The 24,446-nt window shown below is 72.0% G+C and carries 23 protein-coding genes, 1 rRNA gene and 1 riboswitch; of the genes, 6 read left to right on the top strand and 18 right to left on the bottom strand.

Annotation, left to right across the window (positions count from 1 at the left end; genetic code table 11):
- Positions 1 to 26: 26 nt before the first annotated feature.
- The 3 genes from ACY0MR_RS30365 to ACY0MR_RS30355 form a co-directional block, all read right to left on the bottom strand.
- Positions 27 to 992 (bottom strand): DMT family transporter, encoded by a 966-nt coding sequence (locus tag ACY0MR_RS30365; RefSeq protein WP_392862747.1) that lies wholly within the window; start codon positions 990 to 992, stop codon positions 27 to 29.
- Between the two features lie 174 nt (positions 993 to 1,166).
- On the bottom strand, positions 1,167 to 2,198 hold the full coding sequence (locus ACY0MR_RS30360; protein WP_388805427.1) for an EamA family transporter: 1,032 nt from the start codon (positions 2,196 to 2,198) through the stop codon (positions 1,167 to 1,169).
- Positions 2,199 to 2,239: 41 nt separating this feature from the next.
- Positions 2,240 to 2,872, bottom strand: a complete 633-nt coding sequence (locus ACY0MR_RS30355; RefSeq protein ID WP_473556454.1) for a Clp protease N-terminal domain-containing protein — start codon at positions 2,870 to 2,872, stop codon at positions 2,240 to 2,242.
- Between the two features lie 196 nt (positions 2,873 to 3,068).
- Between ACY0MR_RS30355 and ACY0MR_RS30350 the strand changes: the two genes are divergently transcribed.
- A complete protein-coding gene (locus ACY0MR_RS30350; RefSeq protein WP_388805433.1) occupies positions 3,069 to 3,293 on the top strand; it encodes a hypothetical protein in 225 nt (74 codons plus the stop codon).
- Positions 3,294 to 3,362: 69 nt separating this feature from the next.
- Positions 3,363 to 3,791: a type II toxin-antitoxin system Rv0910 family toxin gene (locus ACY0MR_RS30345; RefSeq protein ID WP_388805436.1), complete on the top strand. Its 429-nt coding sequence runs from the start codon at positions 3,363 to 3,365 to the stop codon at positions 3,789 to 3,791.
- Between the two features lie 84 nt (positions 3,792 to 3,875).
- Here ACY0MR_RS30345 and ACY0MR_RS30340 read toward each other — a convergent pair whose 3' ends face one another.
- The gene (locus ACY0MR_RS30340; RefSeq protein WP_473556452.1) at positions 3,876 to 4,490 is read right to left on the bottom strand and encodes a PadR family transcriptional regulator; all 615 of its coding nucleotides are present in this window, start codon (positions 4,488 to 4,490) and stop codon (positions 3,876 to 3,878) included.
- Positions 4,491 to 4,783: 293 nt separating this feature from the next.
- Here ACY0MR_RS30340 and ACY0MR_RS30335 point away from each other — a divergent pair, with 293 nt between their 5' ends.
- Positions 4,784 to 5,593 carry a PhzF family phenazine biosynthesis protein gene (locus ACY0MR_RS30335; protein WP_404086030.1) on the top strand — a complete coding sequence of 270 codons (810 nt, stop codon included), beginning with the start codon at positions 4,784 to 4,786 and terminating at the stop codon, positions 5,591 to 5,593.
- 79 nt (positions 5,594 to 5,672) lie between these two features.
- On the opposite strand, the gene ACY0MR_RS30330 is transcribed toward ACY0MR_RS30335, so the two are convergent.
- Positions 5,673 to 6,464 (bottom strand): CPBP family intramembrane glutamic endopeptidase, encoded by a 792-nt coding sequence (locus ACY0MR_RS30330; RefSeq protein WP_392862752.1) that lies wholly within the window; start codon positions 6,462 to 6,464, stop codon positions 5,673 to 5,675.
- A 113-nt stretch (positions 6,465 to 6,577) separates the two neighbouring features.
- Positions 6,578 to 8,077, bottom strand: coding sequence for a glutamate-cysteine ligase family protein (locus ACY0MR_RS30325; protein ID WP_388805447.1), 1,500 nt, complete (start codon positions 8,075 to 8,077; stop codon positions 6,578 to 6,580).
- Positions 8,078 to 8,555: 478 nt separating this feature from the next.
- Here ACY0MR_RS30325 and ACY0MR_RS30320 point away from each other — a divergent pair, with 478 nt between their 5' ends.
- Positions 8,556 to 9,146, top strand: a complete 591-nt coding sequence (locus ACY0MR_RS30320) for a hypothetical protein (protein WP_388805450.1) — start codon at positions 8,556 to 8,558, stop codon at positions 9,144 to 9,146.
- A 334-nt stretch (positions 9,147 to 9,480) separates the two neighbouring features.
- Positions 9,481 to 9,687, top strand: coding sequence for a DUF5999 family protein (locus ACY0MR_RS30315; protein ID WP_361859001.1), 207 nt, complete (start codon positions 9,481 to 9,483; stop codon positions 9,685 to 9,687).
- A 92-nt stretch (positions 9,688 to 9,779) separates the two neighbouring features.
- Here the strand turns inward: ACY0MR_RS30315 and gcvP are convergent, their stop codons facing one another.
- Positions 9,780 to 12,665 carry an aminomethyl-transferring glycine dehydrogenase gene (gene gcvP, locus ACY0MR_RS30310; RefSeq protein WP_388805453.1) on the bottom strand — a complete coding sequence of 962 codons (2,886 nt, stop codon included), beginning with the start codon at positions 12,663 to 12,665 and terminating at the stop codon, positions 9,780 to 9,782.
- Between the two features lie 177 nt (positions 12,666 to 12,842).
- Positions 12,843 to 12,942, bottom strand: a riboswitch (glycine riboswitch).
- 125 nt (positions 12,943 to 13,067) lie between these two features.
- On the opposite strand from gcvP, the gene ACY0MR_RS30305 reads away from it, so the two are divergent.
- Entirely contained in the window at positions 13,068 to 13,433 is a 366-nt protein-coding gene (locus ACY0MR_RS30305) for a PRC-barrel domain-containing protein (protein ID WP_388805456.1), read from the top strand.
- 220 nt (positions 13,434 to 13,653) lie between these two features.
- Here ACY0MR_RS30305 and ACY0MR_RS30300 read toward each other — a convergent pair whose 3' ends face one another.
- The 11 genes from ACY0MR_RS30300 to rrf form a co-directional block, all read right to left on the bottom strand.
- The gene (locus tag ACY0MR_RS30300; protein WP_473556447.1) at positions 13,654 to 15,036 is read right to left on the bottom strand and encodes a DNA polymerase IV; all 1,383 of its coding nucleotides are present in this window, start codon (positions 15,034 to 15,036) and stop codon (positions 13,654 to 13,656) included.
- A 247-nt stretch (positions 15,037 to 15,283) separates the two neighbouring features.
- Positions 15,284 to 15,928, bottom strand: coding sequence for a whiB transcriptional repressor BldO (gene bldO / locus ACY0MR_RS30295; protein ID WP_361859013.1), 645 nt, complete (start codon positions 15,926 to 15,928; stop codon positions 15,284 to 15,286).
- A gap of 192 nt (positions 15,929 to 16,120) precedes the next feature.
- Positions 16,121 to 16,594: a bifunctional nuclease family protein gene (locus tag ACY0MR_RS30290; RefSeq protein ID WP_015032172.1), complete on the bottom strand. Its 474-nt coding sequence runs from the start codon at positions 16,592 to 16,594 to the stop codon at positions 16,121 to 16,123.
- A gap of 122 nt (positions 16,595 to 16,716) precedes the next feature.
- Entirely contained in the window at positions 16,717 to 17,460 is a 744-nt protein-coding gene (ftsR, locus tag ACY0MR_RS30285) for a transcriptional regulator FtsR (RefSeq protein WP_473556444.1), read from the bottom strand.
- 29 nt (positions 17,461 to 17,489) lie between these two features.
- The gene (locus tag ACY0MR_RS30280; RefSeq protein ID WP_404086188.1) at positions 17,490 to 18,452 is read right to left on the bottom strand and encodes an FHA domain-containing protein; all 963 of its coding nucleotides are present in this window, start codon (positions 18,450 to 18,452) and stop codon (positions 17,490 to 17,492) included.
- Between the two features lie 60 nt (positions 18,453 to 18,512).
- Positions 18,513 to 19,562, bottom strand: coding sequence for a DUF881 domain-containing protein (locus ACY0MR_RS30275; RefSeq protein WP_473556442.1), 1,050 nt, complete (start codon positions 19,560 to 19,562; stop codon positions 18,513 to 18,515).
- Positions 19,563 to 19,567: 5 nt separating this feature from the next.
- Positions 19,568 to 19,900 carry a small basic family protein gene (locus tag ACY0MR_RS30270; RefSeq protein ID WP_015032176.1) on the bottom strand — a complete coding sequence of 111 codons (333 nt, stop codon included), beginning with the start codon at positions 19,898 to 19,900 and terminating at the stop codon, positions 19,568 to 19,570.
- Positions 19,897 to 20,826, bottom strand: coding sequence for a DUF881 domain-containing protein (locus ACY0MR_RS30265; protein WP_473556438.1), 930 nt, complete (start codon positions 20,824 to 20,826; stop codon positions 19,897 to 19,899). The genes ACY0MR_RS30270 and ACY0MR_RS30265 overlap by 4 nt, the downstream gene beginning before the upstream one ends.
- 100 nt (positions 20,827 to 20,926) lie before the next feature.
- A complete protein-coding gene (locus ACY0MR_RS30260) occupies positions 20,927 to 23,422 on the bottom strand; it encodes a sugar phosphate nucleotidyltransferase (protein WP_388805472.1) in 2,496 nt (831 codons plus the stop codon).
- Positions 23,423 to 23,538: 116 nt separating this feature from the next.
- The gene (locus tag ACY0MR_RS30255) at positions 23,539 to 24,147 is read right to left on the bottom strand and encodes a CDP-alcohol phosphatidyltransferase family protein (protein ID WP_056555572.1); all 609 of its coding nucleotides are present in this window, start codon (positions 24,145 to 24,147) and stop codon (positions 23,539 to 23,541) included.
- 149 nt (positions 24,148 to 24,296) lie between these two features.
- Positions 24,297 to 24,413 (bottom strand): 5S ribosomal RNA (gene rrf, locus ACY0MR_RS30250).
- Between the last annotated feature and the right edge of the window lie 33 nt (positions 24,414 to 24,446).

The raw sequence follows: 24,446 nt of genomic DNA, 5'->3' as shown, positions 1-24,446 counted from the left end.
GGCCCGGCGCCGGTGCCCGGCGGCTCCTACACCGCGACGGCCTCCCGGCGCCGTTCCGCCGTCGCCGTCCGCGCCTCGGCGAACGCGAGGCCGGTGACGGCGGTGAGCAGCAGCAGCGTGCCGAGGACGACGGCGGCGGTGAGCCGCTCGCCGAGCAGGCCCACGGCGATCACGGCCGCGCTCACCGGTTCCAGGAGCATGATCACGGAGACGGTCGCGGCCCGGACGACCGCCGCCCCCGCGAAGTAGAGCGCGTAGGCGAGCGCGGTCGGCACGGCGGCCACGTAGCCGAGCAGGAGCAGCACCTGCAGCGGCGCGTCCGTGTGCGGTACGAGGCCCTCCGCGAGCGCCGCCGGCAGCAGCCCGACGGCCCCGATCGCGAAGGCCCAGGTCGTGGTGGACAGCGCGTCGGTGCGGCCGCCGTCGCGGCCGAGGTAGCGGGTCAGCAGGGTGATCGCCGCGTAGCCGGCGGCCGAGACGACCGCGAGGACGACCCCCAGCGGGCGGACCTCGGCGGCTCCTCCGCCGAGGACGAGGACGAGGAGCCCGGCGAGCGCGCCGGTGACGGCGGCGATGCCGCCCCGGCCGAGGCGCTCGCCCATGGTGATCCGGGCGCCGACCGCGATGAGGACGGGGCCCGCGCCCAGCGTGACGACCGTGCCGACGGCCAGCCCGGTGGCCTGGACGGCGGCGAAGTAGGCGCTCTGGAAGACGGTGAGTCCGATCCCGGTGCCGAGGATGCGGGCGGTGCGGCGGCCGCGCGGTTCCGCCGCCGGACGGAGGATGCGGCGCCGGGGGCGCAGCGCGAGTGCCCCGAGGAGCAGGACGAGGCCGCCGACGCAGCGCCAGAAGGAGAGGGCGAGGGGGCCCATGTCGCTGCTGCGGAAGATCAGTGAGGCGGCGGCGCCGGCCGTGCCCCAGGCGACTCCGGCGACGATCAGATAGAGCAGGCTGCGTCCGACGGACAGGGCGGACGGCGAGGACTTCGACACGTGGGTGCTCCGAGGAGGACGGAAGGAAGGGTGGTCGCTGGGCTCCGCGCGCGGGCAGCGACGAACCGCTCGGGGGCGGGGGTCCGCCCGGCCGAGCCCGGTCTCCGTCGGGAGTGTCTCCGCGCGCCCTAGGCGGCGGGAGGCGGAAGCACGGTCGCATGCATGATCGGCACCCTAGGTGTCGGCCCGCCCGGCGGGCAAGCCGGTCCTCCGCTCGTCGTCCACGCCGCCCTCCAGCGGCACCGCGCCGGCCGCCGTCACCTCCGCCGCGGACCCCGCCACCGGTCCGGCGGCCGGCGCCTTCGGCGTCGAGGACTGGGCGATGAAGGCGCCGACCAGGACGACCACGCCGCCGATGATCTGCGGGGCGTCGAGGTACTGCCCGAGCAGCACCCAGGCGAGGACCGTGGCGATGACCGCCTCCAGGCAGGCCACGACGCCCGCCACCTGGGGCGAGAGCCGGCGGACCGAGACGACGCCGGTGACGTACGCGAGCACGGTGGCGATCAGCACGATCCAGCCGAGCAGCAGCCACGCGGGGACGGAGGTGCCGTCCATGTCGGCGCGGCCCCCGAGCAGGGACCAGTCCATGCCCCACGGGCGGGCGACGACGGTGAGCACGGCGGCGCCGATGAGGAGCCCGTAGGCGATGACGCCGATCGGGTCCGCCTGCTCGGCCTCGCCCGAGCCCTGGTCGGACAGGACGAAGTAGCCGACCTGGCAGCAGGCGGCGGCGAGCGCCAGGAGGAGTCCGACCAGGTCGAAGGTGAGCCCGGACCAGACCTGGACGACGCAGGCGAGACCGCCGACGGCCAGCACGACGCCGAGGGCGGCGGCCCGGGTGACGGGCCGGCGCTGGACGAAGCGGACCCAGCCGAGGACGAGGGCCGGGGCGAGGTACTCGATGAGGAGCGCGACGCCGACCGGGATGCGGGAGATCGAGGCGAAGTAGAAGGCCTGGACGCCGGCGACGGCGAGCAGTCCGAAGCCCACCAGGAGGGCCGGCTTGCGGCGCAGGAGGTCGCGGTGGCGCCAGGCCACCGGGAGCATGACGAGTGCGGCGCCGGCGACCCGGAGCCACACCACGTGGAGCGGGTCGAGGCCCGCCTCGATCAGCGGCTTGGCCGCCACTCCTGAACCACCGAATGCGAAGGCCGAGGCCAGGGCGAGTCCCAGGCCGGCGCTTCTCCCCTGAGACGCGTGCATCGGGCCATGATGACAGGACGCGGTCAGGGGCGTAACCCCCGTTACACCTGTTGAGACGACTCCCCGTCAGCCCATGGAACGGAACCTTCCGCCAGGGCAGCGGCACCGCCGCCGGCGAGGTCTCCGGCGCGTGCTCCGGCCCGGGTGCTCAGGGTGCCGGGATCGACGCCGGCGCGCCGCAGCACCTCGGCGGCCCGGCTCTCCGGGTCGGCCGCGACGACCGCGAGCAGGTCGAGGCCGCGGGCCTGCGGATCCCCCCGCTCGGCGGCCCGCCGGAAGGCCTCCTCCAGGACCGCGGCCGCGGCAGGCGACCAGCCGGAGCCGCGGCCGCCGTGGACCTCGGGCGCGCGCACGGCGGGCAGTCGGCGTCCGGCGCCGGACTCCTCGACCGAGCGCTGCCAGCGCAGTCCGTATCCGATGGAGCGCTGCACGAGGTAGCCGAGGACGCGGGCGCGCCGGCCTCCCTCGAAGGCGGCGGCGACCTCGGGGTCGGACTCGATGAGCGCGTGCAGCAGGTGGGCGGTGTCGATCTGGCGGTCGCCGTCCCGGAGAGCTCTTCGGCGCGCCCCCGTGACGACCGTCATGAGGGACGGCGTCAGACAGGGCGCGAGCTCCGCCCGCGGGGCGGCGGGCGGCCCGAGGGGCTGCTGGTGGAACGGGACGGGACGGTGCACCCTCTCACCTCATCAGGCGCGGGCCGCCGGGGCATCGCCGGGGAGAAGCATGTCCGCATCCCACCGGAGTCGGGCACGCGTGCACGGTTCCTCCTCCTTACGGATGAGATCGCGCGCGTCGACCGCCCGGGGCGCGCGCCGCCTTGCCCCGCGCCCCCGACGCAACCACGGGGCGCGCCGCCCACGTCCTCCGGTCGTGTTCTGGATGGTGGCCCTGCCCGCGCGCGACGGGCGGCAGTACGTCTACCGGGTGTACGCGCCCCGGGACGCCCTGCCGGCCGATCTGTTCTGGGCGGCCTTCCACCACCACGAGGAGGCCGGGGGACCTCGCGCCTCCGACCGGTTCGACGCCTCCGAGATCTGGTGGGTCGGCGGCGGGGCGGGTCCGGCCGCCGCAGAACTGACGGTTCATCAGTATTGAATGTTCACGGTCCTCCGGCTACGTTCCGCGACACCGGAACCCAGCAGGCACGCGTGAAGGGGTGGTCTCATGGCCGAAGTCAGCGCGGAGGCACGGATCGAGGCACCGGCCGGAAAGGTCTGGGCCCAGCTCATGGACTTCCCCTCGTACGGCGAGTGGAACGCCACCCACACCGACTTCCCGAACGGCGGTCCGGCGACCCTGGAGGAGGGCGCCACCTTCACCGAGAACATGAAGCTGATGGGCTTCCCCGCGGAGGTGCTCTGGACGGTCGAGGAGCTGGAGTCCGAGCGCGCCTTCGCGATCAAGGGCAAGGGCCCGATGGGCGTGCTGGTCACCACCCGCTACTCGCTCGCGGCGGACGGGGACGCCACCGCGGTCCGGATCGACGGCGAGTTCACCGGCGCGGCGGTCTCCCTGATGGCGGGCAAGCTCAGGGACTCGGCGACGGCCGCCCTGACCGAGTCGCTGCGCAAGCTCTCGGGCCTGGTGGCCTGAGAAGGACATCCCGTACACCCGAGAAGGGCCCCGCGGCGGGTGCCGCGGGGCCCTTCGGCCGACTCCGGTCCCACCGGGCACCGGTCAGTCCTCGTCGGCGAGGATCAGGTACAGCTTCTTGCGGGCCTCGTTGATCACGCCGACCGCCTTCTTGCGCTGCTCGGCGCTGCCGGCCTTCCAGACCTGCCCGAACGCCTCCATCAAGCCGAAGCCGGCCTGGCGGATCTCGTTCATGGCCTCCCAGTCGACCCCGCGCCCGGCGTCCTGCCAGGGCGCCTCGGGCCCGCCGTCGGCCTCGGCCCGTCCGGTGTCGGTGAGCGTGAACAGCTTCTTGCCGCCCTCACTCTCGCTGACGATCAGGCCCTCGTCCTCCAGCATCTGGAGGGTGGGGTAGACGGAGCCGGGACTGGGCCGCCAGGCCCCGTCGCTGCGCTCGCCGATCTCCCTGATCATCTCGTAGCCGTGCATCGGGCGGTCCTTGAGGAGCGCCAGGATCGAGGCGCGCACGTCGCCGCGCCGCGCCCGTCCCCGACCGCCGCCGTGACCGCGTCCGCCCCCGAAGGGGCCTCCGCCGCCGAAGCCCGGCCCGAAGGGGCCGAAGGCCGCGCGCCGCCCCTCGAAGTCACCGCGGGGGCCGGGGCCGAAGCCTCCACGGCCGGCCCCGCGTCCGTTTCCGTATTCGTGTCCATGTGAACGCATCGCAACGCTCCTTCCATCGGGATTCACTCGCTGAACTGTCGCGATGTCTCAACGATATATCGGAACTGTTCGGCTGACAAGCATCGGCGCCCGACCCGGAGCCGCGCCCGGCCGCCCCGGGCCCCCCGGCGCCTGCGGTCCGCCGGGCCGCGCGCACGATCCGCCCAGGTCACGGACGCGGCGGCGCGCGCAGTGCCGGCGCGCGGCCGTCCGGTCCAGGTGTCCGTGATCCGGTCCAGTCGTCCGCGATTGGCCTTGGCCCGCCCGATTCCGGCCCCGGTACGGTCGGCGCCATGAAGATCCGCATCGTCGACGCCTTCACCGACCGGCCCTTCTCCGGCAACCCCGCCGGAGTCCTGCTCCTGGACGCCTTCCCGGACGACGCCTGGCTCCAGCGGGTCGCCGCCGAGGTCAACCTCTCCGAGACGGCCTTCGCCCACCCGCTGCCCGCCGGCGGCGTGGCCGACTGGGCCCTGCGCTGGTTCACCCCCACCACCGAGGTCGACATGTGCGGCCACGCCACCCTGGCCACCGCCCACGTCCTGCACTCCACGGGCACGGCGAGCGGCGCCGTCCGCTTCGCGGCGCGCTGCGGCGTCCTCGGCGCCACCACCGAGACCGACGGCACCGTCACGCTGGACTTCCCGACCTCCTCCCTGACCCCCGTCGCCGTCCCCGACGGACTGGAGAAGGCCCTCGGCGCCGAGGTCGTCGCCGTCCACGACACGGCCGAGCACATCGGCGACCTCGTCGTCGAGCTGCGCGACGAGCCCACCGTGCGGGGCCTCGCCCCGGACCTCGCCGCCCTCAAGGCGCTGTCGACCCGGGGCGTCATCACCACCGCCGCCGCCCAGGACCCCGGCAGCGGCCACGACTTCGTCTCCCGCGGCTTCTTCCCCGCCGTCGGCATCGACGAGGACCCGGTGACCGGCAGCGCCCACACCGCGCTCGCCCCCTTCTGGTCGGCCCGCTTCGGCCGCGACGACCTGGTCGGGCTGCAGGGCGGCGCCCGCACCGGCATCGTCCGCACCCGACTGCGCGGCGACCGCACGCTCCTGAACGGCCACGCGGTCACCGTCATCGAGGGCGAACTGCACGCCTGACGCCCGCGGCGGAACGCGTGAGGGGCGTACGGAGAACCCGTACGCCCCTCACGTCCCGCCGGCGGCCCGGCCGGGCCCCTCACACGGTCGGCAGCCAGCCCACCTTGCCCGCGAGCAGCCCGTAGCCGACGAAGGCCACGATGTCGAGCAGCGCGTGCGCCACCACCAGCGGCCCGACCCGACCCCACCGCCGGTACAGCAGGACGAAGACCACGCCCATCACTACGTTGCCGATGAAGCCGCCGATCCCCTGGTAGAGGTGGTACGAGCCGCGCAGCACCGAACTCGCCACCAGCGCGGCCATCGGCGTCCACCCCAACTGCCCCAGCCTGCGCAGCAGGTAGCCGACGACGATGACCTCCTCCAGCACGGAGTTCTGGATCGCCGACAGGATCAGCACCGGGTACTTCCACCACACGTCGGGCAGCGACTCGGGCACCACGGTGAGGTTGAAGCCGGTCGCCCGCGCCGCCAGGTAGAAGGCGAGGCCCGCGCTGCCGATGCCCGCCGCGACCAGCGCCCCGCGCCCGAGGTCGGGCCAGGGCCGCGTCCGGTCGAAGCCGATGGCGCGCAGTCCCGAACCCTCCCGGAGCAGCAGATGGGCGACCAGCAGGACCGGCACCAGGGCCGACGCGATCCCGAAGAGCTGCCAGGACAGGTCCAGCCACGGCCGCCCCGGCGCGTACGAGCCGTTGAGGGTGGCCGCCTGCTCCTTCAGCGCACCGGACTTCGTCAGCGAGCCGACGAAGCTGATGAGGGAGGACAGGGCGCTGGCGCCGAGCGAGAGCGCGAGGACGATGAGCGTCTCGTTGCGCAGCACCGGGCGCGACAGTCCGTCGGGGGGCAGGGAAGCGTCACCGACTCGTTGCACCGACACCACACCTGTCTCCACTTCCCGGTCGCGGACCGACGCCGATCGGGCGGCATCCCGATCACTGTGCCATGACCGGCCACCGCCGCGGCCCGCGACCCCGGGCGCCGCGCTCAGTCGATCCCGACCGGCCAGGTGTGCACCGGCTCGCCCGCGTGCATGAGGGTCCGGTAGCGGCGGGTGGTCGCGGCGAGCGCCGCCTCCCGGTCGAGCCCCGACTCCAGCGCCCGGTGGAAGGTGTCGGCCTGCCACGAGGCCCCGTTCACCTTCCGCAGGCACCGCTGCTCGATCACCCCGAGGTAGAAGTCCCGGTCGGCCGGTTCGATGTGCCAGGCGTCGAGTCCGGCCGCGGCGAGCGGCAGCAGCTCGTCGAGGACCAGCCGCACCGCGGGGACGGTCGCGACGCCGCCGGCCCGTCCCGACCGGGGCCAGCGCAGTTCCGCCTCGATGCCGTGCCGGCAGGCCGTGTCGAAGTTGGCCTCCGCGTCCTCGAAGGCCATCCGCTTCCACACGGGCCGCGGGTCGTCGGCGAGGGAGCGGACGAGCCCGTAGTAGAAGGCCGCGTTGGCGATGACGTCGGTGACGGTCGGCCCGGCCGGCAGGACCCGGTTCTCGACGCGCAGGTGCGGGACGCCGTCGACCCAGCCGTACACCGGCCGGTTCCAGCGGTAGACCGTGCCGTTGTGCAGGACGAGTTCCTGGAGCCGCGGGACGCCGCCCCCGTCGAGGACGAGCAGCGGGTCCTCCTCGTCGCAGATCGGCAGCAGCGCGGGGAAGTAGCGCAGGTTCTCCTCGAAGAGGTCGTACACCGAGTCCACCCACCGCTCGCCGAACCAGGTGCGCGGCCGCACGCCCTGTGCCTGGAGTTCCGGCGGGCGGGTGTCGGTGGCCTGGGTGAAGAGCGGGGGCCGGGACTCGCGCCACAGCTCGCGCCCGAAGACGAAGGGAGCGTTGGCGCCGAGCGCGATCTGCACGCCGGACACCGCCTGCGCCGCGTTCCACACGGCGGCGAAGCGGGCCGGTGTCACCTGGAGGTGGAGCTGCACCGAGGTGCAGGCCGCCTCGGGCACGATCGACTCCGAGGTGCAGAGGAGCCGTTCGACCCCGTGGATGTCCAGGGTGAACTCCTCGCCCCTGGCGGCGAGGATCTGGTCGTTGAGGAGGGTGTAGCGGTCCGCCGCCGAGAGGTTCTCCGGGACCAGGTCGTCCTGCGTCAGGGTCGGCAGTATGCCGATCATGACGACGCCCGCGTCCAGTTCCGCGGCCTTGCGGTCGGCGTATCCGATTCCGGTGCCGATCTCCTCGGCGAGCCGGTCGAATACGCGCCCGTCGAGCTGGTGGGGCGCGATGTTCACTTCGAGGTTGAACAATCCGAGTTCCGTCTGGAAATCGGCGCTCGCGATCTTTTCCAGAACCGGTCCGTTCAGCATGCGGGGCAGTCCGTCGGCACCGGCGAGATTGAGTTCGATCTCCACTCCCATGAGATTGCGGGGACGGTCGAACCTCTTCTCCGCCAGCAGCCTCGCGAGCCCCGCGAGGCACTGCTGGAGCTTTCTCCGGTACTGCTGCCGGTCGGACGGGCCGAACCCGTCGGCCACGACCTTCTCCCCCATCGAAGCGTCCCTCCACGTGTGGGCGGCCGTCAGGGGGCCGCGCGTCTCGGACCATATGCCCAGCGCGCTGATCCACAACGCCTGCGGAGGAGGGCCGCCGGAGGATAGGCTGGATGCAGCACCCCTCCGTCACATCCCGATGGCACGGAACAATCGACATATACCAATGTCCTATTGTCCCCCAACCCGGGGAGTCAATTCGGCCGTCCGACTTCGCGAGGAATACGCAGGTGGGGGCACTGATACCCGTGGATTCCGCTTCCGCAGCCGCTGTTTTACGGCCTGATGAAGCCTTGCCAGGAATATCGCCGACGTCTAGCGGAAACACTCCGTGAACACGTGTCGTATAAACTCCGCGGACGAGGCAGAGTGTTGGCGCCCGGTCATGGCCACATGGCACTCCTCTGGCCCCGCCGCCGACAGCGCCGTCGTACCTGCCCACGCGTCACCGTGTCTCCTGAGCGAGAGGCGACCCACCATGCTCCGACCCTCCCCGGCCCCTGCGCCGGCCCTCCGCAGCGTCCTCGCGGCCCTCGGCTCGCCGACAGCCGTCCGCGAGCCGCGAACGCCCGCCCTGCGGGCCGCGCAGGGACCGCTGAGCCCCGAACTCCCCCTGCCCGTCCACGTGCTCGGCGTCGCCGGGACACCCGGGCAGGCCCCCCGCACCCGCCTCGCCGGCTGGCGCTTCCTCATCAGGAACGGGGGCCGGACCATCGCCGCCGCGGACACCATGATGACCCCGGACGGCTGGTCCTTCTCGCACTTCTTCGAGGGGCCGTACGTCACCGCGACGGAGCGGGCGCTGCACCAGGCCGAGGCACTGCCCGGCCCGTACCAGCCGCGGCTGCTCTCGGTACCGGAGCTCTACATGCTGACCCTCTGGCTGCACGCCGACCCGGAGGCGGACGGAGCCGCCGGCGGTCCGGGCGCGGCGGACCTGATGGTGCCGCTCGCGCCCGCCCCGCCGGGGATCGCGGCCCACCGCCCGTACCAGGTCGCCGACCTCCTGCCCGTGCTCAGCACCCGCCTCGCGCCGCCGCCCCTGCTGGGCTCGGCGGCGCCCGCCTGATCCACCGCACGAGCGTCGCCGCCCCGTGACCCCCGCCCGGGTCACGGGGCGCACTGCTGTCCGACGTTCCGGCCCGAACACCGCGCCCGAACACCCCTCCCGGACGGACTAGCCCACTGGGACCACTCCGAACCACCCAAAGAGACGGTGCAGTTGACCTGAACCGCCCCTGCGGGTGATGCGTCTTCCCAGGAAAGGACGAGCTGCCGCGAAATCCCTGCGGAAGACCGTCCATGGGGCAAGACTGGGATCGGAACCGAACCGACCGACGGGGGCGGCGATGAGCGCGAAGAGCCGCAGGACATCCACTACGACGCAGCGAAAGAACCCACCCATGTGCCAGCACCAGCCTGCCTGTCCCACTGCCGAATCCGCCGACCGTGAGGCGGCCCGACTGACGGCACACCACCCGGAGCAGGGCTGGAGCCTGCTGTGCAACGGCGTCCTGCTCTTCGAGGACACCGGGGAACTGCTGCCGGACGGGCAGATCATCGCCCCGCACCGGCCGTTGTCGGCGGGCCAGGTGACGACCGCCGCCTGAGGGGACCGCGCGACGCCGAGGGCCGGCCCGGAGACTCCTCCGAACCGGCCCTCGTTCGCATGCCCGGCCGCCGTACCCGGCCGGGCCCGTGATCAGTTGTCGTACTCGTCCAGCGGCGGGCAGGAGCAGACCAGGTTCCGGTCGCCGAACGCGCCGTCGATGCGGCGGACCGGCGGCCAGTACTTGTCGGCGGCCGAGACGCCGGCCGGGAAGACGGCCTCGTCGCGGGTGTACGCGTGGTTCCACTCGCCGCCCAGCGCCGCCGCGGTGTGCGGGGCGTTGCGCAGCGGGTTGTCGTCGGCGGGCCACTGGCCCCCGGCGACCTTCTCGATCTCGGCGCGGATCGCGATCATCGTGTCGCAGAAGCGGTCGAGCTCGGCCAGGTCCTCGGACTCGGTGGGCTCGATCATCAGCGTGCCGGCCACCGGGAACGACATCGTCGGCGCGTGGAAGCCGTAGTCGATCAGGCGCTTGGCGATGTCGTCGACCGTGACGCCGGTGGCCTTGGACAGCGGGCGCAGGTCCACGATGCACTCGTGGGCGACCAGTCCGGCCGGACCGGTGTAGAGCACCGGGAAGTGCGGCTCCAGGCGCTTGGCGATGTAGTTCGCCGCGAGGACGGCGACCTGGGTGGCCCGCTTGAGGCCCTCGCCGCCCATGAGGCGCACGTACGACCACGAGATCGGCAGGATGCCCGCGGAGCCCCACGGGGCGGCCGAGATCGGGCCCACGCCGGTCTCCGGGCCCGCGGTGGGCTGGAGCGGGTGGTTCGGCAGGTACGGGGCCAGGTGCGCGCGGACGCCGACCGGGCCGACGCCGGGGCCGCCGCCGCCGTGCGGGATGCAGAAGGTCTTGTGCAGGTTCAGGTGCGAGACGTCGCCGCCGAAGTGGCCGGGCTTGGCGAGGCCGACCAGCGCGTTGAGGTTGGCGCCGTCGACGTACACCTGGCCGCCGGCCTCGTGGACCTCGGCGCAGATGTCGGCGACGTGCTCCTCGAAGACGCCGTGCGTCGACGGGTAGGTGATCATGAGCACGGACAGCTCGTCGCGGTACTGCTCGATCTTGGCGCGCAGGTCCGCGACGTCGACCTCGCCGTCGTCGGCGGTCTTGACGACGACGACCTTCATGCCGGCCATCACCGCGGAGGCGGCGTTGGTGCCGTGCGCGGAGGACGGGATGAGGCACACGGTGCGCTGCTCGTCGCCGTTGGCGCGGTGGTAGGCGCGGACGGCCAGCAGGCCGGCCAGCTCGCCCTGCGATCCGGCGTTCGGCTGGATCGACACCTTGTCGTAGCCGGTGACCTCGGCGAGGCGCTCCTCCAGCTCGGTGATGAGCGTGACGTAGCCCTGGGCCTGCTCGACCGGGGCGAAGGGGTGCATCTGGCCGAACTCGGGCCAGGTCACCGACTCCATCTCGGTCGTCGCGTTCAGCTTCATGGTGCAGGAGCCGAGCGGGATCATGCCGCGGTCGAGCGCGTAGTCGCGGTCGGCGAGCTTGCGCAGGTAGCGCAGCATCGAGGTCTCGGACCGGTGCGCGTGGAAGACCGGGTGGGTCATGAACGCGTCGGAGCGGAGCAGACCGGAGGGCAGGGTGTCCTCGGTGGCGGCGTCCAGGGCCTCGATGTCGGCGGTCACGCCGAAGGCGCCCCACACGGCGGTGAGCTGGGCGCGGCCGGTGGTCTCGTCGCAGGACATGGAGACGTGGTCGGCGTCGACGCGGTGGAGGTTCACACCGGCCTCGCGGGCCGCGGCCACGACCGTGTCGGCCTTGCCGGGCACGCGGGCGGTGAGGGTGTCGAAGAAGGCGCCCTGGGTCAGCTCGACGCCGCCCGCGGTGAGGCCGGCGGCGAGGATCGCGGCGTACCGGTGGGTGCGGCGCGCGATGCCCTGGAGGCCCTCGGGGCCGTGGTAGACGGCGTACATGCCGGCCATGACGGCGAGCAGCACCTGGGCGGTGCAGATGTTGCTGGTGGCCTTCTCGCGGCGGATGTGCTGCTCGCGGGTCTGCAGGGCCAGGCGGTAGGCACGGTTGCCGTCGGCGTCGACGGAGACGCCCACGAGGCGGCCGGGCAGCGAGCGCGCGTGCTTGTCCTGGACGGCCATGTAGCCGGCGTGCGGACCGCCGAAGCCCATCGGGACGCCGAAGCGCTGGGTGGTGCCGACGGCGATGTCGGCGCCGAGCTCGCCGGGCGAGGTGAGCAGGGTGAGCGCGAGGAGGTCGGCGGCGACGGTGACGATCGCGCCGAGCTCGTGGGCGGCGTCGATCAGCGGCTTGATGTCGCGGACGGCGCCGGAGGCGCCGGGGTACTGGAGCAGCACGCCGAAGACGCCGCGCTCGGCGACCTCGGCCGGGATGCCCTCGCTGAGGTCGGCGACGACGACCTCGACGCCGGTCGGCTCGGCGCGGGTCTCGATGACGGCGATCGTCTGCGGCAGGGCGTCCGCGTCGATCAGGAAGACGCCGTTCTTGACCTTGCCGACGCGCCGGGCGAGCGCCATGGCCTCGGCGGCGGCGGTGCCCTCGTCGAGCAGCGAGGCGCCGGAGGTGGGCAGCCCGGTCAGGTCGGCGACGACGGTCTGGAAGTTCAGCAGGGCCTCGAGGCGCCCCTGCGAGATCTCCGGCTGGTAGGGCGTGTACGCCGTGTACCAGGCGGGGTTCTCCATCACGTTCCGGAGGATCACCGGCGGCGTGAAGGTGCCGTAGTAGCCGAGGCCGATCATCGGCGCGAGGACCTGGTTGCGGTCGGCGAGCGCCCGCAGCTCGGCGAGCACCTCGGCCTCCGTGCGCGCGGCCGGCAGGGCCAGCGCCTCGGTGTTCTTGATGACGTCCGGCACCGCGGCGGCCGTGAGCTCGTCGAGCGAGCCGTAACCGACCTGGGCGAGCATCTTGGCGCGCGCCTCGGCGTCGGGCCCGATGTGCCGCTGCTCGAACGGGATGCCCTGTTCGAGTTCGGAGAGCGGAATGCGGTTGGCGGTCATGTACGGAGGCCTCCTGGTCGTCACGACCTGCGAGGGGCACCACGGCGCGGGTACCCGGACGGCCTCCCCCTCTGTCATCTCAACCTGAGAGTTTCACCGGCCCGCCTCACGGCACACCGGCTTTCACCGTCGGTGAGAGCGCGTGCCGTGGGACACCGCTCTGCTTTCCAGAGTGACCTCGTCCGCGCGGTACAGGGGCCTGAGAGATTCCGGGGAGGATTTGCTCCTTCGGCGCCCACCGGAAGTGATCTCCGGGGGACTCTCCCGCACGGGGTCGCCAGCCACACCCAGCCTACCAGCGAGGTTCCGGCTTCCATCGCTCAAGTGGCCGACATCCCAGTTGTGCACTTTCGTAGGGGTGTAGGGGTGGGTGCAGAGCAGTTGCGACCTGTTGGAGGGACCGTGCAGACCGATATCGATCCGCGCAGCCTGATCGGCCGCAAGGCGTACGACCGGAACGGACACAAGATCGGCACCGTGGACGAGGTGTACCTGGACGACGCGACCGGCATCCCGGAATGGGCGGCCGTCCGCACCGGCCTGTTCAGCCGGGACGCCTTCGTCCCGCTCGAACCGAGCGAACTGATCGACAACGGCCTCCACATCCCGTACGAGCGGGCCCTCATCAAGGACGCCCCCGACTTCGGCGTGGGGCGCCACCTCTCCCCGGAACAGGAGCTGCAGCTCTACCGCCACTACAGCCTCGCGCTCCCCCCGCCCCCGACCGACAGCCCGGACACCGACTTCGGCCGCCTGGCGGGTCAGTAGACCACCGCGGCGGCCTCGCCGCGCGCACCCGGCGGCCGACGGGCCGCCGGGCCACCACGAGGGCGCCCGTGGACGCCGGCCCCCTCCCGGGAGCACGCCGCCCGAAGCCCGGCACCGCACGGTCCGGCGGTGGTCCCGCAGAGCCGCGGCCCCGCGCCCCTAGGAGCAGCCGCAGCCCCGCAGTCCCGCAGTCCCGCAGTCCCGCAGCCCGAGGCTCCTCCTATCCCTCGCCCTCCACCAGCGGCAGCGCCTCCCCCGGCTCCAGCTCGGGATCGTCCACGGCGAAGGTCCGCACCCTCCCGGGCTTCGACCCCGGTTCCTCGAACCGCACCGTGACCCGCCCGACCCCGCTGCCCTGCACCCACCCCGCGCCGTACACGGCGTGCCGGACGTCGTGCCCCGGGGCCCAGTGCCGGACGGCGCGCTCGTCGGCCCCTCCCTCACCGGCGGTCGAGGGGGCGTCCCCACCCGAGTCGACGGGGACCGCCGCCACCCCGCCCCCCGCCTCCACCGAGGCCGCGGCGACCTCCGCCTCCGCCTGCGCGAAGAGGTCCTCCTGCGTGTAGTCGGCGAGTCCGCTCACCCCGACCCCGAGCAGCCGGACGCCCCCGGTGGTGTCCACCGCCTCCAGCAGCCGCCCCGCGGCCTCCCGCACCACCACCGGATCGTCCGTGGGCCCCCGGAGCGTCTCGGACCGCGTCAGCGTGGAGAAGTCGAAGCGCCGCACCTTCAGGACGATGGTCCGCCCGGAGTGGCCGGAGGCCCGCAGCCTCCCCACGCACCGCTCCGCGAGCCGTTCGACCTCGACCCTGATCCGCACCCGGTCGTGCAGGTCGACGTCGAAGGTGTCCTCGACGGAGACCGACTTGGCGTCCCGCTCGGCCACCACGGGCCGATCGTCGAACCCCCGGGCCATCCGGTACAGCGAGGCCCCGTGCGCCCGCCCGAGCAGTCGTACGAGCTCGTCCTCGCCCGCCTCCGCCAGATCGGACACGGTGGTCATCCCGGCACGCCGCAGGTGCTCCCCGGTCGCCGGACCCACCCCCGGCAGGATCCGCACCGACCGCGGGGCCAGGAGCTCCCGCTCGGTCCCGGGTTCGATCAGGACGAGGCCGTCGGGCTTCGCCTCCTCGGAGGCGATCTTCGCGATCATCTTGGATCCCGCGAGCCCCACGGACCCGGTGAGCCCCGTCGTCGCCAGGATGTCGACCCGCAGCCGCTCGCCGGCCGTGCGGGCGCTCGCGCTGTCGTGGGCCGCTCCCCCGGCCTCCAGGTCCACGAAGGCCTCGTCGAGGCTGAGCGGCTCCACGAGCGGCGAGAGCCGGCCCAGCAGCTCCATGACCTGCTCGCTGATGGACCGGTAGAAGGAGAAGCGGGGCACGAGGTAGGCCGCGTTCGGCGCGAGCCGCCGCGCCTGACCCATGGGCATGGCCGAGTGGACTCCGAAGCGGCGCGCCTCGTAGGAGGCGGTGGCGACCACGCCCCGGGGCCCGAGGCCGCCGACGACCACGGGCTTTCCGCGCAGGCTGGGCTTCGACGCCTGCTCGGCGGCGGCGAAGAAGGCGTCCATGTCGAGATGGAGGATGGTGGGCGCGGCTCTCACAGCTCCGATGCTGCCTCACACCACTGACAACGGGCCCCGCAACACCGTGGAGGGACCAGGGCCGTCCTCGGAGCCCCACCGGCGCCGTGAGCCGTCCTCGAAGCCCCACCCGGGGCGGGGGCGGCGACCTTCAAGCCCCACCACGGGCCGGAAGCGATCCTCGAAGCCCCACCGCGGGCCAGGCCCGATCTCGGAGCCCCGGGGTTCGGGGCCGGGCCGGGAAAGGCCGCGACGGGCCCCGCGGGCCTCAGACCGCCCTGTCCCGCCGCCTGCGCGCCAGTTCGTCCCCCGGGTTGTGCCCCACGAGCGTCTCGCCCGTGTCGACCCGCTCCCCGTGCAGCTGCGACAGCGCCGCCTCGACGTCCCGCCAGACCACGCCCACGGCGATGCCGAAGACGCCCTGGCCGCCCTGGAGCAGGTCGACGACCTCGTCCGGCGAGGAGCACTCGTAGACCGTGGCACCGTCGCTCATCAGGGTCATCCGCTCCAGGTCGCGAAAGCCCCGCGCCCGCAGGTGCTGCACGGCGGCCCGGATGTTCTGGAGGGCGACCCCGGTGTCCAGGAACCGCTTGACGATCTTCAGCACGACGACGTCGCGGAAGCTGTAGAGCCGCTGGGTCCCCGAGCCGTAAGCCGGCCGCACGCTCGGCTCCACGAGGCCGGTACGAGCCCAGTAGTCCAGCTGGCGATAGGTGATACCGGCCGCGGCGCAGGCCGTGGGTCCGCGGTAGCCGACCTTCTCGCTCGCCGCGTCCGGGCCGCCGGAGGCGCCCCCGGGGCCCCCACCGGTCTCCGTACCGAAGTCGCCGACACTGCCGTGAAGCGGGTACGGGCCGCTCTCCCCGGACACACGTCCGAGCGAGCTCCCTGCCGTACCGTCCGCGCTGCTCATCACGCCGACCCTCCGTCCTTGACCTGCCCACACGAAGGTAGGCAGTCACTCGGGGTGCGTCAACGATCGCCACACTCGGCACGCCGAGTGATAATCACCCTGAGGGTGGTTTCCCGACCCTCTCGCCGGGGAAAGGCTAACCGAATGCGCTGACGTCGCCCCGCGAACGGCCCGTGGCCGCGCCGCTACGACTCACTGGCTGTTGGTCCCGAAATCCTCCGGTGAGATCTGGTCGAGGAACTCGCGGAACTTCTCCACCTCGTCCTCCTGCTCGTCCGGAATCGCGATACCGGCGTCGTCCAGCACACCGTCACTGCCGTAGATCGGCGTTCCGGTCCGCAGGGCCAGTGCTATCGCGTCCGAAGGCCGCGCGCTCACCTCGACGCCGCTGGCGAAGACCAGTTCGGCGTAGAAGACCCCGTCACGCAGATCCGTGATGCGGACTTCGGTGAGTTCCTGACCCACGGCCTCCAGCACGTCCTTGAACAGGTCGTGCGTCAGCGGCCGCGGCGGGGCCATCCCCTGCTGGGCGAAGGCGATCGCGGTCGCCTCACCCGGTCCGATCCAGATGGGGAGGTACCGATCGCCTCCCACTTCACGCAGGAGCACGATCGGCTGGTTGGAGGGCATTTCCACCCGGACACCCACAACGTCGAGCTCGTTCACACAGCAACCCTAGGACGTGCCCGACCGGTTTGGATAGTCGGGCCCCTCCCGAGCACGGCACGAACCCGCCCCGAGCCGGGTACGAACCGGCCCGGATCACGCCCCGGAGAGCCCGAACGGGCTCACTGCGGCCGGATCCCCAGCGCGCTCCGCACCAGGGCCGCGTGCAGCCGCACCGACTGTGCGGCGAGCTCCTGGGCGGTGGCCTCGGCATGGGCCCTGGTCTGCGGGTTGCGATGCCGGCGCAGCGGCGCGACGACCTGCTCGATCAGCCCCGCCTCCCGGTCCGCGGCGGCCTTCACGGCCCGCAGGTGCCGGGGTTCGAGGCCGAAGCGGCCCAGATCCGCGACCAGCCGCGCGACGGTCACGGACTCCGGGTCGTAGCCGCCGCCGTCCGACTCGGTGATCAGGCCGTACGACTCCCACTCGAGCAGCTCCGCCTCGGTGACCTCGGCGGCCGCCAGCAGTTCCGCCCGCCCGATCCGCGCCGCGGTGGGGGGCTCGGCGTCCTGCTCCCAGGCCCCTTCGACGAGGTCGCGCCTCCGGCCGGGAGCCGGCAGCCTCACCTGCTCGCCCCGGGCGAGGGCGTCGAGGTGCTCGCGGATGACCTTCAGCGGAAGATAGTGGTCCCGCTGCATCCGCAGGATCTGAGCGAGCCGCTCGACGTCCTGCGGGCTGAACTTCCGGTACCCGGAGGCCGTGCGCCGGGGCTCCACGAGCCCCTCGGCCTCCAGGAACCGGATCTTGGAGATCGTCACTTCGGGAAATTCGTCGCGCAGCTGGTTCAGCACCGTGCCGATGCTGACCAGCCGGTCGCCCGCGGCGGCGGTGCCGGATCCGGCACCGCCCGTCGGTGTTCGCAGCATGGACCTTCCCTGAAGGCTTCTCCGAGGCGCTACACGCCCCGCTGGCTCGAGTAGAAGACCAGGCGGTACTTGCCGATCTGCACCTCGTCGCCGTTCGACAGAACGACCGAGTCGATCGGCTCGCGGTTGACGTAGGTGCCGTTGAGGCTGCCGACGTCCGAGACGGTGAAGCTGCCGTCCTGGGCCCGCCGGAACTCGACATGGCGACGGGAGACCGTGAAGTCGTCCAGGAAGATGTCGCTCTGCGGGTGGCGGCCGGCCGTCGTCAGCTCACCGTCGAGCAGGAACCGGCTGCCGGAGTTCGGCCCGCGACGCACCACGAGGAGCGCGGAACCGAGCGGCAGGGCCTCGACGGCCGCCAGCGCCTCGGGAGAGAGCGAGGGCAGCTGGGTCTGACCGGTGACCTCCGCGTCGTAGGCCTCCAGACCCGAGATGGAGATCGTGGACGTCGTCTCGGAAGCCCGCTCGGGTGCGACTCCGCCCCGCAGCGGCGTACCGCAGTGGGAGCAGAAACGGCTGTCGGCCGCGTTGCGGTGACCGCACCTCGTACACACCGGCATGGACGCATCCTCCTGCCGCGGCTGCCCCGCCGAGGTCTGTGTCGCGTACGGATCGGGGGTAAACCCTCCACCCGTACTTGAGGTTGATGGTTCTCCGAAACCTATGCGGGCGGCCCCGGCGGGGTCAACAGACGACGCGCCGTACGCGCCCGGAGCCTCACCGCCCTGGCCACCGACCTCGTCGCGGAACAGCGGGCGCTCGCCGCCCTGCTCCTCGCTCTGGGCGTGGCGCGACGCGCGGTGCTTGGCGTTACCGCCGTCCTCGCGTCCGCTCTTGCCGAACAACTTCGCAAAAAAACTCACGGGCGATTCCCCTTGACCGAAACAGACCCGCCCGTGGGGCAGGACGAACCGAAATCCATCACACCTGCCGACCCGGACACCTTCACAACGTCCGTATCCCCCGGACAGTTTCCACCACGCACCACCGATGTGGTGCGCCGACCCCCCGCAACGTCGTGCCCATGTCGCGGGACCCCCTGTGTCTCCCTCTCACTGCGAGGACGACTGAGCGTAGTCAGGCCGCTTCGCCGGTCGCAAGGCGTCGACGACGATCTTCGCCGACCGCTCCACCGTGGCCGTGGCCTGCTCCTTCTCCAGGGTCTGCACGACACCGCCGGGGATGTTGAGCGCGGGCTCGAGATCCTCCGGCTTGCCGATGACCTTGAAGACGTACGGAGCGGTCACCTTCGTTCCATCGATTCGCATGTCATCACCGCCACCGGTGAAATAGCTGTCCGCGACCACCCGCACACCGTTGACCTGGATGGCCTCGGCGCCCGCCGCACGCAGCTCCTGGATGGCGTCGAGCAGCATGTCCGACTCGACGGCCCCGCTCGGGTCGCCGACGGTCAGCGTGATGCCGGGGCCCTCCGCGGCGACCGTGCCGGCGAGGATGCCGAGCTGCTGCTCCCGCTCCTGGGTCTGCCTGCGCGCCTCCTCGGCCTGGTCCGAGCTCGACTCCAGCTCGGTGCGCTGCTTCTCCAGCCGGGCCTTCTCGTCCTCCAGCCGCTGGGTGCGGTCGTCGAGCTCGTCGAGGATCCGCACCAGGTCCTCCTGGCGGGCCCCGCGCAGGGCGCTGTTCTCGCTGGTGGAGGAGACCTGGATGGCCAGGCCGAGACCGAGGACGAACAGCAGGAGCGCGACGACGAGCTGGGCCCGGGTCACCCGCGGCGGCCACAGCGCGGAGCCGAGCCGCCGGCGCCCGCTCGGCTCGGCGCCGGGGTCGACCGGCGGCACGGCCACCCGGACGTCGTGGTCGGCGCCGGTGTCGTGGACGGAGTCGGCGGACTCCTCGGGCTCCCCCGGGGCGCCGCCACGCGCGGCGGCGCCCGCGCCCTGCGGCGTCCTGGTGCCCGTCGGCTTCCCGAGGCCGACGCCGGGGTGCGGCGCGCCCTCGGGAGCGCGGGGCGCCTCGGGCCGCTGCGGGGGCCCGGCGGGACTCCCCGCGTTCCCCGCGTCGGCGGGACGCGCGGGGTTCTCCGCGTTCCCGGGGTCGGAGGGGTTCCTCGGGTTCTCCGGGTTCTCGGGGTACTCGCTCATCGGCCTCACGCCCGGAAGACGTGGCGCCGGATGGCGGCCGCGTTGGAGAAGATGCGGATGCCGAGCACGACGACGACGCCGGTCGACAGCTGCGCGCCGACGCCCAGCTTGTCGCCGAGGAAGACGATCAGCGCGGCCACGACCACGTTCGACAGGAACGAGACCACGAAGACCTTGTCGACGAAGATCCCGTCGAGCATGGCCCGGAGGCCGCCGAAGACCGCGTCGAGGGCGGCGACCACGGCGATCGGGAGATAGGGCTCCACCACCGCCGGGACTTCGGGTCGGACCAACAGTCCGACCACGACTCCGACGATCAGGCCCAGTACGGCGATCACGATGTGCCCTTCCCTGTGTCGGCCGTGGCCCGACCGGACGGCGTCGCCGCCCCGGCCCCCCTCGGCTCTGCGGTACGTACGGTCAGGCTCGGCGCGGCCGGCAGACTGACGTCGCCCTCGGCCGTGATCCCGCTCCTGATCCCGAAGTTCTCCACCAGCGCGTGCAGGTACTGCCCGTCGGCGCTGTCCTGGAACGCGGTGCTCAGCCGCTGTCCGTCCCCGATGGCGAGGATGGTGTACGGCGGCACCAGCGGCTTGTTGTCGACCAGTATGGCGTCGCCCGCGGCCCGGATGGCGGACAGCGAGGTGAGCCGCTGGCCGTTGATGGCGACGGCCTCGGCGCCGGACTCCCAGAGCCCGTTGATGATCCGCTGCATGTCCCGGTCGCGCACCCGGCCCGTGTCGGCGAAGCCGCTGCTCTCCCGCGGTCCGCCTCCCCCGCTCTCGGTGTCCTTGGCGTCGTTGACGACCAGCTTCACGCCGGGTCCGTGCACGGGCGCCGCCCCCGAGAGCAGGCCCAGGAGCTCGGCCTGGCCGCCGCCCTGCTGCCGGAGTGCCGCCCGCTGCCGCTCGCCGACCTCGGACCGGATCCGCTCGACGTCCTTCTCGAGCTGGTCGGCCGAGGACGTCTCGTCCTCGATCCGGTCGATCAGGTCCTGGCGCTCCTTGGCGACGACCGGCGCGGAGATCCGTGCCTCCGCGGCGCCGACGGTCACGACGGCCGCGGCGAGCAGCAGGCCGGCGGCGACGCCGAGCTTGGCCCGCAGGCTGCGGGGCAGACCGGCGCCCTCGGCGGCCCGCCGGGCGGTCGCCTCCGCGTATCCGTCGTCGAGCGCGTGGTCTATCACGTTGTTCAGCAGCGACATCGACGCGTCCGGGCGCGGCGGTGGTGATCCGGTGCTCCGAACGGGGGGCTGCTGCGACATGCCGCACATCGTCGCACGTCGCACGGCCTACCGCCGAATGGCCCCTCCCGGCCGGCGGGGACGCGCCCGTGGCGCGCTCCCCGCCGGCCGGCCGATCGGGTCAGCTACCTGCGCTGTCGACCACCGCGGCCCACTCGTCGAGCAGGGCCTGGGCGGAGGCGTCGTCGGGTCCCTCGGCCCACAGATGGGTGACGGCCTCGGCGGGGTCGGGCAGCACCATCACCCAGCGCCCGTCGGCCTCGACCACCCGCACGCCGTCGGTGGTGTCGACGGAGCGGCTGCCCGCCGCCTCCACGACCCGGCGCATCACGAGGCCCTTCACGGCCCACGGCGTCGCGATGTCCCGCTTGAGGACGTGCGCCCGCGGAATCCGCGCGTCGATCTGGCTGAGCGTGAGCTGGGTCCGGGCGACGAGTCCGATGAGCCGCACGAAGGCGGCGGCCCCGTCGAAGACGCTGCTGAACTCGGGCACGATGAAGCCGCCGCGCCCGTCGCCGCCGAAGATCGTCGACTCCTCGCGACCGACCCGGGTGAGGTCGTCCGGCGAGGTGGTCGTCCACTCCACCTGCGTGCCGTGGTACGCGGCGACCTGCTCGGCGATCCGGGTGGTGGTGACCGGCAGGGCGACCCGTCCCGAGCGCCGCTCGGCGGCCACCAGGTCCAGCATCACGAGCAGGGCCCGGTCGTCCTCGATGATCCGTCCCCGCTCGTCCACGAGCGAGAGCCGTTCGCCGACGGGGTCGAACCGCACCCCGAACGCGGCCCGCGCCGAGGCCACGATCTCCCCGAGGCGGACGAGCCCGGCCCGCCGGCTCTCGGCCGACTCCGTGGGTCTGGACTCGTCGAGCCCGGGGTTGATCGTCAGCGAGTCGACCTGGAGTCGCCCGAGGAGGCTGGGCAGGACGAGTCCGGCACTGCCGTTGGACGCGTCCACGACGACCTTCAGCCCGGCCTCGGCGATCCCGGAGGTGTCGACGTTCCGCAGCAGGGACCCGGTGTACGAGTCGAAGACGCTGGCCGGGAAGGAGAGGTCGCCGATCTCGCCGGGGAACGCGCGCCGGTACTCCTGCCGCGCGAACACGCGGTCGAGCTTGCGCTGGCCGCCCTGCGAGAGGTCGGCTCCGCGTTCGTCGAAGAACATGATGTCGACGGAGTCGGGGACGCCGGGCGAGGTACGGACCATGATGCCGCCGGCGCTGCCCCGCGCGGTCTGCTGCCGTGCCACCGGCAGCGGCACGTTCTCCAGGTCCCGTACGTCGATGGCGCTGGCCTGAAGCGCGGAGATCACGGCTCGTTTGAGTGCCCGCGCGCCACGCGAGTGGTCACGGGCGGTGGTGACGGTCGAGCCCTTCTTCAGGGTCGTGGCGTACGCCCCCGCGAGCCGGACGGCCAGTTCCGGGGTGATCTCCACGTTGAGGATGCCGGAGACACCGCGGGCCCCGAAGAGGTGGGCCTGGCCGCGGGACTCCCAGATGACCGAGGTGTTGACGAAGGCGCCTGCCTCGATCGTCTTGAACGGGTAGACGCGGACGTTGCCCTGCACGATCGATTCCTCACCGATCAGGCACTCGTCCCCGATGACGGCTCCGTCCTCGATCCGGGCGGCCCGCATGATGTCGGTGTTCTTTCCGATCACGCAGCCGCGCAGATTGCTCTGCTGTCCGACGTAGACGTTGTCGTGGACGACGGCCTTGTGCAGGAAGGCTCCGCTCTTCACGACGACGTTCGAGCCGACGACGGTGTGCTCGCGGATCTCGGTGCCGGCCTCCACCTTGGCGTAGTCGCCGATGTAGAGGGGCCCGCGCAGCACGGCGTCGGGGTGCACCTCGGCGCCTTCGGAGACCCATACGCCCGGGGAGATCTCGAAACCGTCGATGTCGACCTGGACCTTGCCCTCGAGGACGTCCGCCTGGGCCTTCACATAACTCTCGTGGGTGCCCACGTCCTCCCAGTAGCCCTCGGCGACATAGCCGTAGATCGGCTTGCCCTCCTTCATCAGCTGCGGGAAGACGTCACCCGACCAGTCGACCGAGGTGTCCGCCTGGACGTAGTCGAAGACCTCGGGCTCCATCACGTAGATGCCCGTGTTCACCGTGTCCGAGAAGACCTGGCCCCAGGTGGGTTTCTCCAGGAAGCGCTCGACCTTGCCCTCTTCGTCGACGATCGTGATGCCGAATTCCAGCGGGTTCGGGACCCGGGTCAGGCAGACCGTGACGAGGGCGCCCTTCTCCTTGTGGAAGGCGATGAGGTCGGTGAGGTCGAAATCGGTGAGTGCGTCACCGGAGATGACGAGGAAGGCGTCGTCCTTCAACGCTTCCTCGGCGTTCTTCACACTTCCCGCTGTACCGAGTGGCTTTTCCTCGTTGGCATACGTGAGCTCCATGCCGAGCTCCTCGCCGTCGCCGAAGTAGTTCCTGACGAGCGAGGCGAGAAACTGCACGGTGACGACGGTCTCGTTGAGACCGTGCCTCTTGAGCAGTCGTAGGACGTGCTCCATGATCGGCCGGTTCACCACCGGCAGTAGAGGCTTGGGCATGCTCGAGGTCATCGGGCGAAGTCGGGTTCCTTCGCCACCGGCCATCACGACGGCCTTCATGTCGGAAGCGTCCTCCTTGAAGAGACGACGGTCCTGCCGACTTCACCTGTCCACTCGGTCGCCCTGGGACGTCCTCGATGTTGCCGGCGACGCTGCTCGGCACAGGACGGACGGGCTCAATCGGCCTCGGTATCCGCCTTCACGAGTCGACGGACCTGGACCACGTAGAGGATCCCTGCCCACCAATACAGAGTTGTACCCCATCCGGCGAAGGCCCACCCGAAAACTTCAGCGAGTGACGAAAGCCAGCCCGTTCCGTCACTGAGAAGCAGCAACGGGAACGCGTACATCAGGTTGAATGTCGCAGCTTTGCCGAGGAAGTTCACCTGCGGCGGCGGGTAGCCGTGCCTGCGGAGGATTCCGACCATCACCAGCAGCATCGCCTCCCGTGCCAGGAGTGCGGCGGTCAGCCACCACGGCAGGATCTCGCGCCAGGTGAGACCCACGAGCGTGGACAGGATGTACAGCCGGTCCGCGGCAGGATCGAGCAGTCGGCCGAGGTTGCTGATCTGGTTCCAGCGCCGGGCCAGTTTGCCGTCGAGATAGTCGCTGACGCCGCTGAGCATCAGGACGAGAAGCGCCCAGCCGTCGCTGTTGGGGCCACCGAACTCCGGACGGAGAATCAACCACAGAAACAGCGGCACGCCGGCGAGACGCGCCATGCTGAGAATGTTGGGGATGGTGAGGACCCGGTCGGTCTGAACGCGAGTCTCCTGGACCTCCACCCGGGGGCCTCCTGCTGGGAACGTACGGACGATGCCCCCTGACCTTACCCTCAGCCACCACGCCCGGCTGCACAGGGGGCGCCGGGCCGGCCCTGAACGCAGAAATGCCTCAACCCCCGGACGAAGTCCGGGGGTTGAGGCTAAAGATTGTTCGGCGGCGTCCTACTCTCCCACAGGGTCCCCCCTGCAGTACCATCGGCGCTGAAAGGCTTAGCTTCCGGGTTCGGAATGTAACCGGGCGTTTCCCTAACGCTATGACCACCGAAACACTATGAAGTTGAACTCGACCGGCAAAGGGA

It is taken from the genome of Streptomyces sp. JN8 (assembly GCF_055808075.1).
This window is presented reverse-complemented; position numbering and strand designations above follow the sequence as displayed.